Raw genomic sequence first — 19,767 nt, 5'->3', positions numbered from 1 at the left:
TTTAGAATTGATATTAAATTATTTAAGAAAATTTTTAATAAAGGGCATTCAAATAAATAAAAAAGGGGAGGATTAAATTAATGCAGAGTCTAAGAAAAAGAAAGGGAATTAAAAGAATTTTACCTTTATTTCTTGTGTTTGCTATGATGATTGGTAATGTTTATACTTTTGCCAATGTGAACATTTCAGCAGAACGAGAAAACTTAGCATTAAACAAAGATGCATTTGCATCAAGTGAGGAGACAACTACACTTACTGCAAGTAAAGTAACGGATGGCCAAATAGACAGAGAAGGGGCCAAAACATCAAGATGGGCATGTGAAAGACATGAACAAAATCCATGGGTTGCAATAGACTTTGGAGCAAAGACAAAATTTAATGAGGTTGTAATTGAATGGGAAAGAAAAAATATTAATTCTTATAAAATAGAAACATCAGATAATAGAGAGTCATGGACAACTATATATACAGGAGAAAAAGCAAGTGCTTATAGAGATATTATAAATGTTGGAGAGCAAGATTCTAGATATGTAAGAGTTTTAGTATCAGGATATTCTCCATCAGAAGAAGGATCAGATATTTCTTGGGAAACAGTTTCTATATATGAAATTGAAGTTTATAGAAACCAAAATGTTTCTAAGCCAGAAGCAGGTGTGAATGTAGCTTTAAATAAAACTACTACAGCATCAAGTGTTGAAACAAATAATTTTACAGCTAATAAAGCTACTGATGGACTAGTAGACAGAACTGGAGCTAAATCTTCAAGATGGGCAAGTGCTGTGTCATCAGATGATCAATGGCTTAAAGTTGATTTAGGTGAAAATACTCAATTTGAAAATGTAGTAATTGAGTGGGAAAGAAGAAATTCACCTAGTTATAGAATTCAAGTGTCAGAAGATGATAGTACTTGGATAGATATTTATACTGCAACTTCAGCACCTTCTAATTTTAGAGATGTAATTAATTTAGGTGAAAAAGTAAGCGGTAGATATGTAAGACTTTATATTGACGAACATATTTCTAATTCAGAGGGAGTTGATTGGAATACTGTTTCTGTATATGAATTAGAAATATATAATGGATCAGCTCCAGAGCCACCAAAGACTGCAGATGAAGTAGCTAGAAATTTAACAATTAATGAGCTTACTCCAGAAGACACACAACTTACAATGCCAACAGTTCCAGATGGATATGGAATATCTTTTATTGGAGCAGACTATGAAGAAGTTATAGACTATGATATGAATATTCATAAGCCACTTGTAAATACAAAGGTTGTTGTAAACTTTGAAGTTACAAAGGGAAATGAGAAAGCAACTTCACCAGCAATTGAAGTAACAGTACCAGGAGCTAATGAAGTAACAGGAAATAATAAACCAATAGTTGTTCCAGAACTTAGAGAATGGGCTGGAAAAACTGGAAACTTTGAAGTAACAGAATCTTCTAGAATAGTTGTAAATCCTAGTTCAGAAGCTAATCTTAGAAAGGCTGTTGAAGTTTTTGCAAAAGATTATAAAGATATACTTGGAAGGGAAATTGAAGTAGTTACATCAAATGAGCCAAACAGTGGAGACTTCTATTTTGAATTAACATCTAATTATCCAGAGCTTAGAAAAGAAGGATATTACATGGATGTTAACGATGTACTTAGAGTACAAGCGAATGAAGAACAAGGTATATTCTTATCAACAAGAACTATTCTTCAAATACTTAAACAAAATACAACTTATATACCAAAGGGATTAGTTAGAGATTATCCACAATATGATGTAAGAGGATTTATGTTAGATGTGGGAAGAAAATTTGTTTCATTAGAGTATCTATATGAAATAATGAAAACTATGTCATGGTATAAATTAAATGATTTCCAAGTACATTTAAATGATAACTATATTTGGTTAGCAGATGACTATGGTAATGAGGCATTAGAAAATGCTTATGCTGCATTTAGACTTGAGTCAAATGATGTTGGAGAAAATGGGGTTAAATTAACAGCACAAGATGGACACTACACTAAAGAAGAGTTTGGTAAATTTATAGATGATTCTAAACTTCATGGAGTAAATATAGTACCAGAATTTGATACTCCTGGACATGCTTTAGCTTTCACTAAGGTGCATCCTAATTATGCTTATGAAGATGGAAATGGTGAAAATGCAGCAATGTTAGATGTTACAAATCCAAAAGTTGTTGAATATATAAAGGGCATATTTAATGAATATATGGATGGTGAAAACCCTGTATTTAGAGATTCAACTATTCATATAGGAACAGACGAATTCTATGGAAACTCAGAACAATACAGAAAATATGCTGATGAAATGTTAAAATTTATAAGAGATGAAAAAGGCTCAACACCAAGATTATGGGGAAGCTTAACACGTAAAAATGGTTCTACTCCTGTAACAGTAGAAGGTGTTGAAATGAATATATGGAATACAGGATGGGCAAATCCTAAAGTTATGTATGATGCAGGCTATAAATTAATAAATACAGATGATGCATACCTGTATATAGTACCAGGAGCTAATTATTATAAAAATTATTTAGACATACAATGGTTATATAATAATTGGGAAGTAAACAAATTTAGTAATGGAACTATTTTACCAGAAGGATCTCCTAATATGATTGGTGGAATGTTTGCTTTATGGAATGACTTAATAGATAAGAGAGCAAATGGAATAGTTCAGTATGATATTTTTGATAGAATATTCCCAGCAATACAAGTATTATCAGAAAAAATGTGGGGAGAAGCTGATGATAAAAACTTTAATGAGTTTAAAGAAGCAGCTAATAAAGTAGCTCTTGCTCCAAATACTAACCCTAAATATAAAGTTGAATCAGCAACTGAAAAGGTAGTAGAATATGATTTTGAAAATGCAACCGGAAATATTGCAAATGATAAATCAGGAAATAACTATAATACAGTTAGTGCAAATAATGCAGAAATTACAAATGGATCAGTAAATTTAAATGGAGAAAATAGTTATGTTAAAACTCCACTTAAGAGTATAGGACCAAACTATTCAATTTCTTTCAGTATAAATAGATCAGCTGAAAGTAATGAAGAAGAACAAGTTATTTTTGAGTCATCAGAAGGTTCATTTAAAGCAGTTCAAAAAGAAACTGGAAAATTAGGATTCTCAAGAGAAGCATATGATTATTCATTTAATTATACTCTTCCTAAGGGAGAATGGGTTGATATAACTATAGTTGGAAAAATGAATAAAACTGAATTGTATGTAAATGGTGAATATGTAGACGAAATAAGTAAGTCAAGTACTGCAAATAAATTTGGGACATTTGTATTCCCACTAGAGAAGATAGGTAGTGAAGAAAAATCATTTAAGGGATCAATTGATAACTTATTAGTAACTAATAGAGCTTCTTTAGAAGACCCAACAAAGATTCCACAAGAACAAATGTTAGCAACAGCAACAAGTGAACATCCAAATGTAGGTACTGAAGGATTAGCAAGCTTTGCTATTGATGGAGATGAAACAACTATATGGCATACTAATTACAATACTTCAAGTCCATTACCTCAAAGTATCACATTAAATCTAGGTGGAACTTATCAAGTAGATAGAGTAAGTTATCTTCCAAGACAAAGTGGTGGTTTAAATGGAAATATTACAGGTTATGAGCTACATGTAAGCACAAATGGTTCAGACTTTACAAAGGTTAAAGAAGGAACTTTTGAAAATAATGCTAGTCTTAAAACAATTAAGCTTGATACATCAGCAGAAGCTACACATGTAAAATTAGTTGCAACAGAAGGTGTTGGTGGATTTGCATCAGCAGCAGAATTAAATGTTTATAAGACTAAAGAAGTAGTAGATCCGTCACCAGATCCATCAGAAGTAGGATTTAAAGTTACGGCAAATGAAGAAGTTAAAGTAGGAGAAAACTTTGAAATAAAAGTTGGTACAGAAAACTTAACTTCTGATAATATGTACGCTATGGAATTTAACGTAGAGTATGACAGAGATAAATTTGAGTTTACTGGAGGAACTTCAGTTGATGATTCAAAATATATAGTTAGAGCAGCTGAAAAAGATGGAAAGCTAAAAGTAATAGTTGCAACAAAGGGAGTATCATTAGAAAATAATGAAGATGTTGTTAAACTAGTATTTAAAGCAAAGGCAACAGGAGAAAATGTTGCATTTAACATTGTAGATGGAAAGCTTGCAGATGGAGAAGGAAATGAACATGCATTAGGCAATGCATTAGTAACAACTAATGTAAAAGAAGAAGCTATTAATCCAAATCCAGAAGTAAATAAGAGAGCTTTAGAAATAGCTATAGAATATGCAGATGAAGTAGTAGCTAATGGTGGGCTAGTAGGAGTAGTTCCAGCAGTAGTTAATGAATTTAATACTGCATTAATAGAAGCAAGAATAGTTTATGAAAATGAAAATGCAACAGCAGAAGAAGTAGATAAAGCATTTAATAGATTAATGAAAGCAATTCATATGCTAGAATTTAAGCAAGGAGATAAGACTGAGCTTCAAAACTTAGTAAATATTATAGAAGCTTTAGATAAAACTCTTTATACACCAGAAACATGGGCTAATTTAGAAACAGCTCTTGCAAAGGCTAATTCTGTATTAGCAGATGAAAATGCCATGACAGAAGAAGTAAATACAACTTTTGATGAATTAATGGATGCATTTAATAAGTTAGAAAAAGCAGTAGATAAGACCGAACTTCAAAAGATGGTAAATACTGTTGAAGCTTTAGATAAGACTCTTTATATTCCATCAACTTTAGAAGAGTTAGAAGTAGCACTTCAAAAAGCTAAAGAAGTATTAGCAAATGAAAATGCTACACAAAAAGAAGTAGATAAGGCATTTGAAGATTTAGTTAAAGCTTATGGAAAAATAAGACTAAAACCAAATAAAGATATGCTTAATGATTTAATTAAGGAAGTTAATAATATTGATTTATCAAAATACACACAAGGTAGTGTAGCAAAACTTAATAAAGAATTAAGTAAAGCTATGGAAGTATTAAATAATGAAGAAGCAACACAAAAAGATGTAGATAAAGCGGTGAAAAATCTTAGAAAAGCAAAAGATAATTTAGTAGCAAAAGGAGATAATTCACAAGGAAATCAAAATAACGGAAATAACAATTCAGGAGGAAATAGTAATTCTGGTGGAAGTAACTCTAATGGAGGAAACTCAAATAGTACTTCAGGAAATAAACTAAATACTATACCTCAAACAGGTGGAATGGCTTCAGCAGCAACTGTCTTAGTTTTAGGAGCATTAGCTTCAGTAGCTGGAGTAACAATGATTAAAAAAAGAAAAAACTAAGTTAAGAAAAAAAGAGAGTGTCTTGTAAAAGACATTCTCTTTCCCTTTATGAATTTATATAAATAGGTAGAGTATGTATAACTTAATTATAATCTTAAAAGTAATATATAGATCTAAAAAATGAAATCGTGAAATTTAGCTTTATAAAAGTTGTATAAAGATTATATGTGCAAAAAAATCTATAGATACTTAGTTATATTAAAAATTTTATTATTAGATAAAATAGTATAAAAATATACTATTTTCTTTATATTTAATAATATGTAAATGTTGACATAATAAGGTTGAAAATGTCATAATATAATTAATATTGAATTAAAAATTTATAGAGGTTAAAAAATATTTTAATTCCAACTTAATATGCTTTTATAAATGAATGATAATTGGTTGCTAAGATTTATATTAATATCTGTAAAACTCAAATTGTTTTGAAGTACCTATTTTATAAATTAAAATTCATAGGTATTCATATAAATTTTAACTAATAGGGGAGTATACTGATTCATAGAGGAAGAAGGGGGATGTGATTGTAGAGTTATATAAATTGGCAAATATTTATTCTTATTAAGTTTATTCTTGAGAGTACATGATGGAACTTGACGTAGGAAATTAGAAAGCATAATGTGCTTTGTTTTTAAAAGGGAAGTAAATAATAAGTATCATTAGTGTACAATAATATTTTCTAATGAAGAAGAGTTTAAAAAATCGTATAACTAACAAAAGAATGAAGATATACTTAGAAAATCAAAAGAAGAATTAACAACCTAAAAATTATAGATTAAAAATAGTACTATAGATTATTTAGGCTGAAGTAACAATGCTGAAATAAAGAGAGAGTTAGATTTATATCATAAATAAATTACTCTTTCAAATTACTAATAATTTTATTAGTAACTATCAAATAAAAATTATTAAATTAAAAATAATTAGGTTAGGAGATAGACAACATGAGGTATAAAAAGATATTAGCTACAATTCTATCAACATTGTTAATTACTACATCTTCAGGTATAGCGACATTTGCAGAAATCATTGGAAGAGAAGGGAATGAAATAGTTAGTAAAATAAGTAATGAATCTCAAAGAAAAATATTATTTAATGATGGGTGGACATTTAATTTAGGAGATGTTCCAGCTGCTAAAGAGAAAGATTTTAATGATAGCAGTTGGAGAAACTTAAATTTACCACATGATTGGAGTATAGAATTAGATTTTAATAGGAACTCTCCATCAACACATGAAGGTGGATTTTTAGATGGTGGTGTTGGATGGTATAGAAAGACTTTTGTGTTACCACCTTCAATGGAAGGAAAGGAAATAACAATAGATTTTGATGGAGTTTATATGGACAGTTATGTTTATGTAAATGGAACTCAAGTAGGAAATCATCCTTATGGATATACACCATTTTCTTTTAAGATAACGGATAAGTTAGTATGTGATGGTGTTACTGAAAACGTTATTGCTGTAAAGGTAAATAACAGACAGCCAAGTAGTAGATGGTATTCGGGAAGTGGTATATACAGAGATGTAAATCTTACAGTTACTAATAAAATTCATGTTAAGAAGAACGGAACATTTGTTACAACACCAGATTTAGCAACTAATTATGCAAATGGAAAAGCTAAAGTTAACATAAAAACTGATATTGAGAATGAAGAAAGTGAAAATAAGGAAATAAAAGTTAAGTCTGTTATATATGATGCAGAAGGAAATATTGTTGGAGAAAATTTAACTACAGAAACAGTTGAGGCGGGATTAACAAATAAATTTAATGCAGATGTAGATATTAGTAATCCTACACTTTGGTCAACAGAAAATCCTTACATGTACAAAGTGGCAACTACAGTAATGGTTGAAGAAAATATTGTTGATGAGTATGAAACTGATTTTGGTATAAGATGGTTTGAATTTACAAATAACAACGGATTCTACTTAAATGGTAACCAAATGAAGCTTGAGGGTGTATGTATGCACCATGATCAAGGCGCTTTAGGAGCTGTAGATAATAAAGCATCAATAAAAAGACAAGTTAAAAAGCTAAAAGATATGGGAGTAAATTCAATAAGAGTTACTCATAATCCAGCTTCTCAACATTTAATAGATATATGTAACGAAGAAGGAATACTTCTTATAGAAGAAGCATTTGATACTTGGTATGATGGAAAGAAAACTTATGATTATGGAAGATTTTTTGAACAAAAATCAATTCATGGAGAAATGACTTGGGCTGAATTTGATATAAAGCAAATGGTTGATAGAGGAAAGAATGCACCAAGTATAATAATGTGGTCACTTGGAAATGAAATATGGGAAACTAATCAATCTAAGGCAGTTCAAACAGCACAAAATTTACACAATTGGGTTAAAGAAGTTGATCCAACAAGGCCTACAACAATGGGAGAAGATAAATTTAGGATGGGTACAGGTCAAGGAGCTCATGAGGCTGTAGCTAATATTATCGATGTTGTTGGATTTAATTATGCTGAAGATAATTATGATAGCCTTCATTCTAAACATCCAAACTGGAATATATATGGATCAGAAAATTCATCTGCTGTAAGAAGTAGAGGTGTGTATTCACATCCAGAACAAACTTTATCAATGCATACACATTCAGATAAGCAGCAATCATCTTATGATAATGATCATGTTGGCTGGGGGAAAACAGCAGAAGAGGCATGGAAGAGAGATAGAGATAAAGGTTATATAGCAGGGGAGTATATATGGACAGGTTTTGATTATATAGGAGAGCCAACTCCTTATTATAATGCTTTCCCAGCAAAATCATCATATTTTGGAGCTATAGATACAGCAGGATTTGAAAAAGATATATTCTATTTCTATCAAAGTCAATGGAGTAATAAACCAATGGTACATTTATTACCACATTGGAATTGGGAAAATGATAATAGTATAAAAGTTGATGGAGATAAGATATTAGTTTATGCATATACAAATGCAAACAAAGTTGATTTATACTATAACTCAGATGTAAATAGTGAGGAATTAGGGGAATTAGTAGCAACAGATGAATATGAAATTACAAACGCAGGTTACAATGGAACTTATAAAGAAACAAATGAAGGTAAGCTTCATTTAGAGTTTAGAGTTCAATATAGACCTGGAAAATTAACAGCTGTAGCTAGAGATGGAAATGGACAAGAGATTGCAAGAGATATAGTTAAAACTGCAAAAGAGGCAAAGAAAGTTAATTTAACAGCTGATAGACAAGTTATAGAGGCTGATGGATATGATCTTTCATTTATAACTGTAGATATAGTTGATGAAAATGGTAACATAGTGCCTAATGGGAATAACTTAGTTAACTTTGAAATTTTAGGCAATGGTAAGATAGTTGGGGTTGATAATGGTAATGCTGCAAGTGTGGAAAGATTTAAAGATAACAAGAGAAAAGCATTTAATGGAAAGGCATTAGTTATAGTTCAATCTACCGATAATGCAGGTTCATTTACGTTAAGTGCAACAAGTGAAGGTCTTTCATCAGATAATATAACCATTTACTCAGTTGAAAAAGAAGATATGAATAAAACAGAAATAGTAGGTTATGATGTTAGTGATATTTTTGTACCAGTTAATGGAGAGTTAAATCTTCCAAGTAAAGTTACAGCATTATATAGTAATGGAAGTAAGGGAGAAGTAAATGTTACTTGGGAAGAAGTTTCAAGTGATAAATTATCTAAGGCAGGTACATTTAAAGTTACTGGTACTAATGAACATAGCAACAAGCCAGTAGTAGTTAATGTAATTGTTAAAGATATTATAGGTGTTTTAGATTCAAGGATTTTAACACCAGTTGGAGAAATTCCAACACTTCCAGAAGTGGTATCAGCAGTCTACAATGATGGAAGTATAGAGAATCACAAAGTAACATGGGAAAGAGAATTAACAACAGTAGATGTAGATTCACCTAAGACTGTTGAAATATTAGGAAGGTTAGAAGGTATTCAAGGACTTAATGCAAAAGCTATAATAGTAGTTTCTAATAACTATGAGCTTAAGAATATAGCATTAAATGAAGGAGGAGCTTATCCAAAACCAACTGCATCATATGCTGGACCAGATAATATAAATCATATAAATGATGGAATAATTTCTAAGGGGAATTCTCCTAATAATAGATGGACAAACTGGGGAAAGCCAGGTGGAAATTACGATGACTATGTAACAATAGAATTTGAGAAAGAACATTTAATTAATAAAGTAGGTTTATCATTATATAGAGATGGTGGGGTAGAAATCCCAAGAGAAATCATAATAGAATATTTTGATGGATTAAATTGGGTAGCAGTATCAAATCAAAGCAAGAAAACTGAATTCTCAGAAGAAGGAACTGAAGAAATATCTTTTGATGCAGTAACAACAAATAAAATAAGAGCATTATTAAAAGAGGATACAACTGCAAACAAAGCTGTTGGACTTACTGAATTTGAAGTTTATTCAAATGTTATAACAATGGAAGGAACTGCATTATTACAAGATATAAAAGTTAACAATGTATCTATAGAAAACTTTAATGAAAACAATACAGAATATACAGTTAATGTTGCATATGGAGAAGAAATACCTGTTGTTTCAGCTGTAGCTAAGGATAATGCAAGTATATTTGTAATACCAGCTCTTACTACAAATGGAACAGCAAAAATAATAGTAGCAGCAGAAGATGGAGTAACAAAGAAAACTTACTCAATTAAATTTAAAGAAAGTGCACCAACTTTAGAAAGTGCAAGTATTGCTTTAGATAAAGAAAATGTAATAGAGGATGATATAGTTAATATTTTAGTTGATGCTAGATTACAAGATGGAAATAAAATTGATTTTAGTAATTTAGATGTTAAGTATCATGTATCATCAGAAAATGGTGCAGAAGTTAAAATAGTAGATAATAAGCTATATGCATATACAGCTGGAGATATAAGCTTATATGCAGAAGTAACTTACAAAGGAGTTACGAAGACAACAAATACTATAAATATAAATATTGCAACGAATACTACAGATAAGAAGATAGTTTCTTATGAAAAAATTACTGTTGAAACAGAAAAGGGAGTTAAGCCAGTATTACCTGATAAGGTAAAAGCAACTTATAATACTGGATTACCAAGAGATGTTAAAGTTACTTGGAATGAAGTTAAAGAAGAAGACTATAATAAGTATGGAGTATTTGAAATAGAAGGAACTGTTGTAGGACAAGAATTAAAACCAACTGTAAAAGTTTTGGTAAAAGGAGTATCAGCAGTAAATAATATTTCTCTTGCAACAAATATAGGAGTAGAACCGAAACTTCCAGAATCTATTAAAGCATATTATACAGATGGTACAAGCATAGATATACCAGTAGTTTGGGAAGAATACAATAAAGAGTTATTACAAACAGAGGGAACATTTATTGTAAATGGAACTTTAAATGGGGTAGATATTGTAGCTAAAGCAAGTATTAGAGTTACTTCAAACTTTATAAAGGGAGATAATATAGCTAGAGGAAGAAATGGATATGACTTACCTATGGCTATGGCATCATATACTAACGATAGTTCAATTGATCCAGCATCACAAGATAGTATTTCAAAGGTTAATGATGATGTAATTGAACATGATCCAAATAGAGCTAATAATAGATGGTCAAATTGGAAAAGAGGAGATAAGAACGTAACTGATTGGGTTGGAATTATATTTGGTTCAGGAGTTGTAGAAGAAAAATATATAAACAACTTAGAGGTTGATTATTTCGAAGATGGAGGCTCAAAAGTTCCTCAAAGTCTAACAATTCAATATTATGTTGGGGAAGAATTACCATTACCATCAAATCCAGCTCAAGTTGGAAGTGATTCAAATTCATCTTTAAATGATGATAGTAACTGGGTAGATGTATCTAACTTAAATACTAATCCGGAAGAAATATCAGGATCAGCAACTAATTTCTATACTTTTGACATGGTTAAAACAAAAGCTTTAAGAGTAAAAATGAGTGCTAAACCAAATATGGCATTAGCAATAACTGAAATTAAAGCGTTTGAACAAAAAGTAGTTCAAAACTCAGATTTTGCTGTAAATATGATTAAAGTAAATAATAAAGACCTAGAAGGATTTACTGAAGATAGATACAACTATACAATTAAGATTAATAAAAATGATAATTTACCAGAAATAAAGGCAGAAGCAACTAATAATGCATCAGTTTCAACAGTATATACTACAAATGACTATGAAAAAATTGATGTTATTGTTAAGTCAGAAGATGGTTTAAAAGAAAAGAAATATTCAATAACTATAGAAAGAGAAGACAATAAAGAAGAAGTAAGCAAAACAGCATTAAAAATAGCTATAGATTATGCTGAAGATGTTAAGTTAAATGGAGGCCTTGAAGGAGTAGTTCCAGTAGTAGTTAATGAATTTGAAGAAGGCTTAAAATTAGCTAAGGAAGTTTATGCAAATGAAAATGCAACAGTAGAAGAAGTAGATGGGGCATTTAAGAAATTAATGAATGCAATTCATATGCTTGAGTTTAAGCAAGGAAATAAAGCAGAGCTTGAGAGAATAGTAAATATAGTAGAGGCTTTAGAAAAAGATAAATTTATAGAAAAAACTTGGGTAAAATTAGAAGCTGACCTTGAAAAGGCAAATAAAGTATTAAAAGATGAAAATGCTCTGCAACAAGAAATTGATGAAACATTTGATTCATTAGTAAGAGCTTCTCTTGAATTAAGATTAAAACCAAATAAGTCTTTATTAGAAGATTTAATAAATAGAATTAATAATATGGATTTATTAAAATACACTGAAGAAAGTGTAGAAAAGCTTAAGATTGAGTTAAGTGAGGCAAATAAAGTACTAAATGATAAAGATACAACACAAGAGTTTGTAGATAAGGCTGTTGAAGAATTACAAATAGCATTAGCAAAATTACAAGAAAAACCATTAAATAAGCCAGAAGAAGATTCAGGAAATAAGCCAGGTAATGGAAATAATAATGGAAGTGCTGGTGGAAATAATAACTTAAATGGAAATGGATCTTCAAATAATTCAAGCCCTGGAAATAATTCGAACTCAGGAGGAAAGCTACCTAATACAGGAGGAGTGCAAGTAGGAGTATTTGGATTAGTGTCAGTTTTAGCTGGTTTAGGCTTTTATAAGAAAAGAAAAAGAGCATAGTTAAAGAATTTATAATATAAGGGAGTCGTATTTAAATATATGACTCTTTTATTATATTTAAATATATTATTTAGATTTTTTATTTTAAATATACTTTTAAAAGTAATTATTAATTTGTCATATATAAGCACTATTAATGAATATATTTTAATTAAAAGGGGGGAGTAGTATGAACTTCAAAGAGTTTATCCAAAACGATAGGGAGAGCCATAACAAAGAAAAATTTGAAGGAACTTTTCTTGATTATTTAGAACTATTAAAAGAGAATCCAGATCTAGCAAAGCTTTCTCATAAGCGTATTTACGATATGATTGTTAGTAAGGGTATAGAAGTATTAAAGGGTGAAGAAATCCCTAAGATAAAGAGAATATATGGAAATGACGTAATAAGAAGATATGGATTCTTTAAAGACGACTTTTTTGGTATTGACAAAGTAATTATGAAAATAGTAAATTATTTTAATTCTGCATCTATGAAAGGGGAAGAAGCTAGACAAGTTTTATATCTAGTTGGACCAGTTGGAGCAGGTAAATCCTCTCTAGTTGAGGCACTTAAGAAATCACTTGTAGAGTGTGAACCTATTTATACACTTGAAGGATGTCCTATGCATGAAGAACCGTTACATTTAATACCAAGACATTTAAGAGGGAAATTTGAAGAGTTATTAGGTGTACAAATAGAAGGAGATTTATGTCCTGTTTGTAAATATAGATTAATGAATGAGTTTAATGGAGAATATGAAAATTTTCCAGTAGTAAGAAAGGACTTTTCTATTAGGTCAAGAAAAGGAATTGGAGTTGTACCACCAGTTGATCCAAATAATCAAGATACATCTATTTTAACAGGATCTATTGATATTTCAAAAATGGATATGTATCCAGAAGATGACCCAAGAATATTTTCATTAAATGGTGCTTTTAATGTAGGAAATAGGGGATTAGTTGAATTTATTGAAGTATTTAAAAATGACGTTGAGTATCTTCATACCATAATTACAGCTACTCAAGAAAAGTTAGTTCCATCACCAGGTAAAGGATCAATGATTTACTTTGATGGTGTAATTATAGCTCATTCAAATGAAGCGGAATGGAATAAATTTAAGTCAGATCATACAAATGAAGCAATTTTAGATAGAATTGTTAAAGTGGAAGTTCCATATTGTTTAGAGCTTGATGAAGAAATAAAAATATATAATAAGATTTTAAATAAGAGTAATTTTAAAGCTCACATATCGCCTCATACAATAGAAATTGCAGCTATGTTTGCTATTCTCTCTAGGTTGGCTCCATCAGCTAAAATAGACCCTATGACAAAGCTTAAGATATACAACGGTGAAGAAATAGTAGAAAAGGGTACAACAAAGAGAATAGACATAATGGAGCTTAGAGAAGAAGCAGGTCCATATGAAGGAATGAAGGGGATTAGTACAAGATTTATAATTAAAGCTATAGACAATGCACTTTCAAACTCAGAACATGATTGCATAAATCCTTTAAGTATTATGGAAAGTATAATTAAGTCTGTTAAAGAAATGGATATTTCAGCAGAAGACAAGAAGAAGTATTTAGGATTTATTCAAGATACAATTAGAAAAGAATATAATAAGATATTAGAAAAAGAAATTACAAAAGCATTTATACATTCATTTAGAGAACAAGCTGATAGTTTATTTAATAATTATATTGATAATGCTGAAGCTTTTGTAAATAAGAGTAAAATAAAGGATGTTTCAACTGGAGAAGAATTAAATCCAGATGAAGATTTTATGAGAAGTATAGAAGAGCAAATAGGTGTATCAGAAAGCTCATCTAAAGGATTTAGAGCAGATGTTACATCATATATGTTCTATTTAGTTAGAAATGGTGGGAAAATAGAATACATTTCTTATGAACCATTAAAAGAGGCTATAGAAAAGAAACTTATGGCTTCAGTTAAAGATTTATCTAGAATAATAACTAAATCTAGAGTTAGAGATGAAGAACAAAAAGAAAAATATAATACTATGGTTGAAGAAATGCAAAAGAATGGATATTGTCTACATTGTTGTGATGTAATACTTAAGTATGCAGCAAACAACTTATGGAAGGATTGATAAGAAATGGCCATTTTTAGGGATGCGTCTGATAATCCATTAGAGCATGATCGATCAGTAGAAGATAGAAGAAGGCATAGACAATTAGTAGAGAAATCCATAAAGGAAAATCTAGGAGATATTCTATCAGAAGAAAGTATTATAGGAGAAAGTAAAAATAAAAAATTTAGAATTCCAATTAGAGGTATAAAAGAATATCAATTTGTTTTTGGGAGAAATAATAAAGGGGTAGCAACAGGGACAGGAGAAGAAAAGCGGGGAGATAAAATAGGTGATGGAAGTCCTAGCGGCAAAAATGGAAATCAAGGAGCTGGAAATGCTAGGGGAGATGATATTTACGATACTGAGATAACTTTAGAAGAGCTTATGGATTATATTATAGAAGATCTTGATTTACCCAATTTAGATAGGAAAAAGTATTCAGATATAATTACGGAGAGTTCAGGTAGAAAAAGGGGATATCAAAGATATGGTATTAATCCGAGGCTTGCTAAAAAGAAAACTGTAATGTCTAAAATAGCTAGAAAACAAGGTAAAAAAAGAGCCTTAATGGAAGCTGGGATAGATACTGAAATAGAAAGATTTCCATTTAGGGAAGATGACCTTAGGTATTATAAGGTTAAAAAGAAGCCTAAAAAGGAAAGTAACGCTGTTATGATATTTATTATGGATGTATCTGGATCAATGGATTCTACTAAAAAATATTTGGCAAGATCATTTTTCTTTGTTTTATCTAGATTTATTAAAAGAAAATATAACAATATAGCTTTTGAATTTGTTTCCCATACAACTGTTGCAAAACAAGTTAATGAATATGAATTTTTTCATAAAGCAGAATCCGGAGGAACTTATATATCTAGTGGATTGAATGTTGCATTAGATTTAATAAAAGAAAAGTATCCACCAGAAATGTGGAATATTTATCCTATATACGCTAGTGATGGGGATAACTGGAGTGAAGATAATGAAAGAGCTATAATTGCAGTTAAAGAATTATGCCAAGTAAGTAATATGTTTGGTTATGCAGAGCTTTTACCATCAACATATTCTACAACTATGTATTATAGATTTGAGAAGGACATAAATTGCAAAAACTTTCAAGCTGTAATTGTAAAGGAAAAGAAGGATCTTTGGGAAGCCTTAAAAGTTATGCTATGCAAGGAGTTAAAGGAGGAATAAGGGGTGGAATACAGTCTTAAGGATTTAGAGGTTTGGAATGAGACTATAGAAAAAAAAGCTATAGAAGTTGGTTTGAATTTTTATCCTCAAGAGTTTGAAATAATAGGTTTTAATGAAATGTTAGGATATGAAGCTTATGTAGGTATGCCATCAAAGTATCCGCACTGGAGTTACGGGAAGGCATATGATAAAAATAAGACTCTGTATTCCCTTAATATGACAGGCTTGCCCTATGAGATGGTTATAAATTCAAACCCTTGTTTAGCTTATTTAATGAGAGAAAACACTTTGTTATTACAAATATTAACTATGGCACATGTTTATGGTCATAATGATTTTTTTGCAAATAATAGATTATTTATAGAAGGAACTAAAGCTAAAAATTCATTAGAAATGTTTAAATTAGATGCAGAAATAATACGAGGATATATAAATAATCCTAATATAGGTTATGAAAGAGTTGAAAAGATTTTAGATGCAGCTCATGCAATAAAATTTCAAATCCCTAGAGTTATAGGTGTTAAGGAATTAACTCAAGAAGAAATCAGGGAAAATATTATAGGTGACTATAATAATGAAATAGAAAATAGAAGTATTTTAGACAAAAATAAAGAGATACCAATGCCTGATATAAGTAAAGTTCCATTAGAGCCTTGTGATGATGTTATGGGATTTATAATAAAGTATAGTGGTTTAGAGGAATGGGAAAAATCTATATTAAAAATTGTAAAGAGGGAAACAAAATATTTTATGCCTCAAATAGAAACCAAAATAATGAATGAAGGATGGGCTAGTTTTTGGCATTATAATATATTAAAAGAATTAGATTTAGATGAAGGTCTATATTTTGAATTTTTAAAAAGACATAATGATGTAGTTGCACCTGTAATAGGAGGTTTGAATCCTTATTATATAGGATTTAGGATATTTGAAGATATAGAAAAAAGGTATGGAAGAGAGAAAATATTCGAGGTAAGACAGCTTGAAAGAGATAATTCGTTTTTAAGAAAATATTTAACTCAAGAGTTATGTGAAGAGCTAAACTTATTCCAATTTGCAAAGAGAAGTTTTGAATTTGTTATAGATGAAGTGTCTGATGAAGAAGGTTGGAAAACTATAAGAGATAATTTAGCTTCAAACTGTGGAGTTGGATCTATACCTTATATAAGAGTTATAGAATTAAATAAAAAAGATTATTCATTAACATTGGAACATTCTTTTGATGGACGGGAACTAGAAATATCTTATGCAAAGGAAACATTGAAATATATTTATGATTTATGGAAGCATAGGGTTGTGCTTAGAACTAAAACGAAAGATGGAAAAGAAATAGAAATAATCTGCGATGACAGAAGAGTATTTGTAGATTAAGTTTAAGGTTTGTTAAAAACAGATGATGTATGTTTTATATATCATCTGTTTTTTAGATTATAGAGTACTTATTGCTGTAACAAAAGCTGATGTCATGAATAATTTATAAAGAGAAATATTTTTTTAGGAGAATACAATGGAGTTAAAAGGAAGTAAAACTGAAAAGAATCTATATAGAACTTTTGCTGGTGAATCAAGGGCAAGAAATAAATATAATTTATATGCAGAGAAAGCAAGAAAAGACGGGTATCAATGGGTTGGAGAAATATTTGATACAACAGCTCATAATGAGTTTGCACATGCTAGAGAAGTATATAATAAATATTTAGGGTTGCTTGGAACAACTAAGGAAAATTTAATTGATGCCATAATGGGTGAAACAGAAGAGTATAAGGTATTATATAAGAATTTTGAAATTGAAGCTAGAGAAGAGGGGTTCATGGATATAGCTGATTTTTATAAAGAGCTAAGAGAAGTGGAAGAGCATCATGAAGAAAGATTTAAAAATTTATTTGATAAATTAGAAGATGGAACCATGTTTAAAGGGCCAGAAGAGTCTAAGTGGATTTGCATGAACTGTGGATATATTCATGAGGGAATGGATGCACCATTAGTTTGTCCTTTATGTAAGTACCCTAGAGCTTATTTTAAACCATACTGTGAAATAACAAATGTTTAAGGAGGGAACTTATGTTTATTTCAATGCCAAAGGATTTTTTTATCCCAGTGCTTTTTAGTGATAATTTTGAATTAGATTCAGAAACAGGACAAATGGAATATGATACAAATACAAGAGAAAAAATTAATATAAATGAAAATATGTCTAGAGGAGAAGGAGCCGAAACTTACCAAAAAAAATATGCAGAAAATGTTATAAAAGAAAAAGTAAATACATCATTACAGCCAGAAAAGGAAGAATTTAAAAAGGTTCAAAATGAGGAATTAATAGATATTCATATTAATGTTATTGAGAAGGCTATAATTAATAACATTAATATTAAACAGAATCTATGTAATTTAAATAAGGTAAGTATAAATGGAAAGAATTTCGAAGATAATTTAGATGAACATTTAGATAGAATAGAAGATATTATTAAGCAGCATATTCAAAAATATGCTTATGTAAATAAATCAGCAGTAGGTACTGAATTTACCAATGGGGAAAAAGCTAAGTTAAAGGATAAGTTAATAAATATAACTAAGGATAATTTTGCATTTTTAAATGAAATTACATCTAATATGGAACCAGCAGAAGAGCTTAATGTAATATTAATATATTTAAAAGTTATATTAATGTATCATATAAATAATATGGGATGTCCAAATAAATATAATGGAAATAATATAGAAGAATTAATAGAAATGCACTTAGATAAGATAAAGAGTAATTTTTGTAATAATTGTAAGCTTTTAATGTGTAATAGAATTTCAGATGATGAAAATTATGAAGATGATAAAGAAGTAGATTTAAAGGAAATGCAAAAGAAAATTCTTTATAAAGATAATTTAATATCAGAAATAGATAATGAATATATTTATTCAGTAATTACCAACTAGCAATAAACCGCATTGTTATTCATATAAATAATGCGGTTTCTTTATATGAAGAGGAGAGGTTTTATGGCATATAGAGAATTAATAAAAGATCATTATGATGATTTAAATAATCTTAATTCCCTTTTAAATAGTATGGTTAACTCTTATAGACTTTTAATTGCAGGAGCAAGTGAATTATATAGTATATCATTAGCAAAAAAAAGTGACGTAAAAGATGCGATAGATAGGGCAAATAAACTTGGAGATGTTATAGATGATTTATTAGATACTGTTCAAGATTGTGGAGGTTCTTATTTTAAATATTGTACAATTATGAGTAAATATGTTAAAGCTCAAACAGACAAGAATAATGTATTAACAGAAGTAGATTATGAATTAGATTTTGATAATTCAGAAAGAGATGAATAAATATATGAAGTATATAAATAAAACTCCCTAAATAAGGGAGTTTTATTATAATTTTTTTATTTCAAATGTACTAACCATTAAATATGAACCTGATAACATTAATGCTATTAAAATCCATACACTTATTGAAAAGTTTAATGTCAATAAAACAAATAATGCCATAAATGCTCCTGCTATTGTAATAGGAACACCTCTAAAAGAACCATCAAAATCTGTAGCATTATATCTAGCAAGTCTAAATGCACCACATATTGGGAAAGTAAGTAAAACAACTAATCCTATTATCCCACCAGGGCCAACTTCTCTTAAATTATATAATATGAATACTAATATTGATGGAGCAACACCAAATGATACTAAATCAGCTAAAGAATCTAATTCTTTACCTAAATCACTTGAAACATCTAGCCATCTAGCTACTCTTCCATCATATCTATCTACAAGCCCAGCAACTAATATAAAGACACAAGCTAATAAATAATTTTTATCAAAAGTACATAAAATAGATATAATACCGCAGGATAAGTTAATAAATGTAAATAAGTTTGGAATACAACTTTTTCTCATACTATCACTCCCGTATTAAACTTTAAATTTAAAAGTTTAATTTTCATTTTTCAAAATAATATTATAACACAAAAGAATATGAATTATAAGTGATTTA

At 29.5% G+C, this 19,767-nt stretch carries 9 protein-coding genes; 8 read left to right on the top strand and 1 reads right to left on the bottom strand.

All coding sequences use genetic code 11. The features are described 5' to 3' along the window. Window positions 1–80: 80 nt before the first annotated feature. The 8 genes from CP523_RS04140 to CP523_RS04105 all read left to right on the top strand — a co-directional run bounded on the left by CP523_RS04140 (window position 81) and on the right by CP523_RS04105 (window position 19,103). Entirely contained in the window at window positions 81–5,324 is a 5,244-nt protein-coding gene (locus CP523_RS04140; RefSeq protein WP_120140511.1) for a discoidin domain-containing protein, read from the top strand. Window positions 5,325–6,271: 947 nt separating this feature from the next. Then, window positions 6,272–12,496, top strand: a complete 6,225-nt coding sequence (locus tag CP523_RS04135) for an Ig-like domain-containing protein (RefSeq protein WP_120140510.1) — start codon at window positions 6,272–6,274, stop codon at window positions 12,494–12,496. 169 nt (window positions 12,497–12,665) lie between these two features. Next, the gene (locus CP523_RS04130) at window positions 12,666–14,588 is read left to right on the top strand and encodes a PrkA family serine protein kinase (protein ID WP_066676879.1); all 1,923 of its coding nucleotides are present in this window, start codon (window positions 12,666–12,668) and stop codon (window positions 14,586–14,588) included. Window positions 14,589–14,594: 6 nt separating this feature from the next. Continuing rightward, entirely contained in the window at window positions 14,595–15,767 is a 1,173-nt protein-coding gene (yhbH, locus tag CP523_RS04125) for a sporulation protein YhbH (RefSeq protein ID WP_066676883.1), read from the top strand. A 3-nt stretch (window positions 15,768–15,770) separates the two neighbouring features. After that, window positions 15,771–17,138, top strand: coding sequence for a SpoVR family protein (locus tag CP523_RS04120; RefSeq protein WP_066676885.1), 1,368 nt, complete (start codon window positions 15,771–15,773; stop codon window positions 17,136–17,138). 136 nt (window positions 17,139–17,274) lie between these two features. Then, entirely contained in the window at window positions 17,275–17,817 is a 543-nt protein-coding gene (locus CP523_RS04115; protein ID WP_066676887.1) for a rubrerythrin family protein, read from the top strand. Between the two features lie 11 nt (window positions 17,818–17,828). Further along, window positions 17,829–18,695 carry a hypothetical protein gene (locus CP523_RS04110; RefSeq protein ID WP_066676890.1) on the top strand — a complete coding sequence of 289 codons (867 nt, stop codon included), beginning with the start codon at window positions 17,829–17,831 and terminating at the stop codon, window positions 18,693–18,695. A gap of 63 nt (window positions 18,696–18,758) precedes the next feature. Beyond that, window positions 18,759–19,103 (top strand): hypothetical protein, encoded by a 345-nt coding sequence (locus CP523_RS04105; RefSeq protein ID WP_066676892.1) that lies wholly within the window; start codon window positions 18,759–18,761, stop codon window positions 19,101–19,103. A 45-nt stretch (window positions 19,104–19,148) separates the two neighbouring features. Here the strand turns inward: CP523_RS04105 and pssA are convergent, their stop codons facing one another. Next, window positions 19,149–19,670 (bottom strand): CDP-diacylglycerol--serine O-phosphatidyltransferase, encoded by a 522-nt coding sequence (gene pssA / locus CP523_RS04100; RefSeq protein ID WP_066676894.1) that lies wholly within the window; start codon window positions 19,668–19,670, stop codon window positions 19,149–19,151. Between the last annotated feature and the right edge of the window lie 97 nt (window positions 19,671–19,767).

Source organism: Clostridium septicum (assembly GCF_003606265.1).
GTDB classification, from domain to species: domain Bacteria; phylum Bacillota; class Clostridia; order Clostridiales; family Clostridiaceae; genus Clostridium; species Clostridium septicum.
This window is presented reverse-complemented; position numbering and strand designations above follow the sequence as displayed.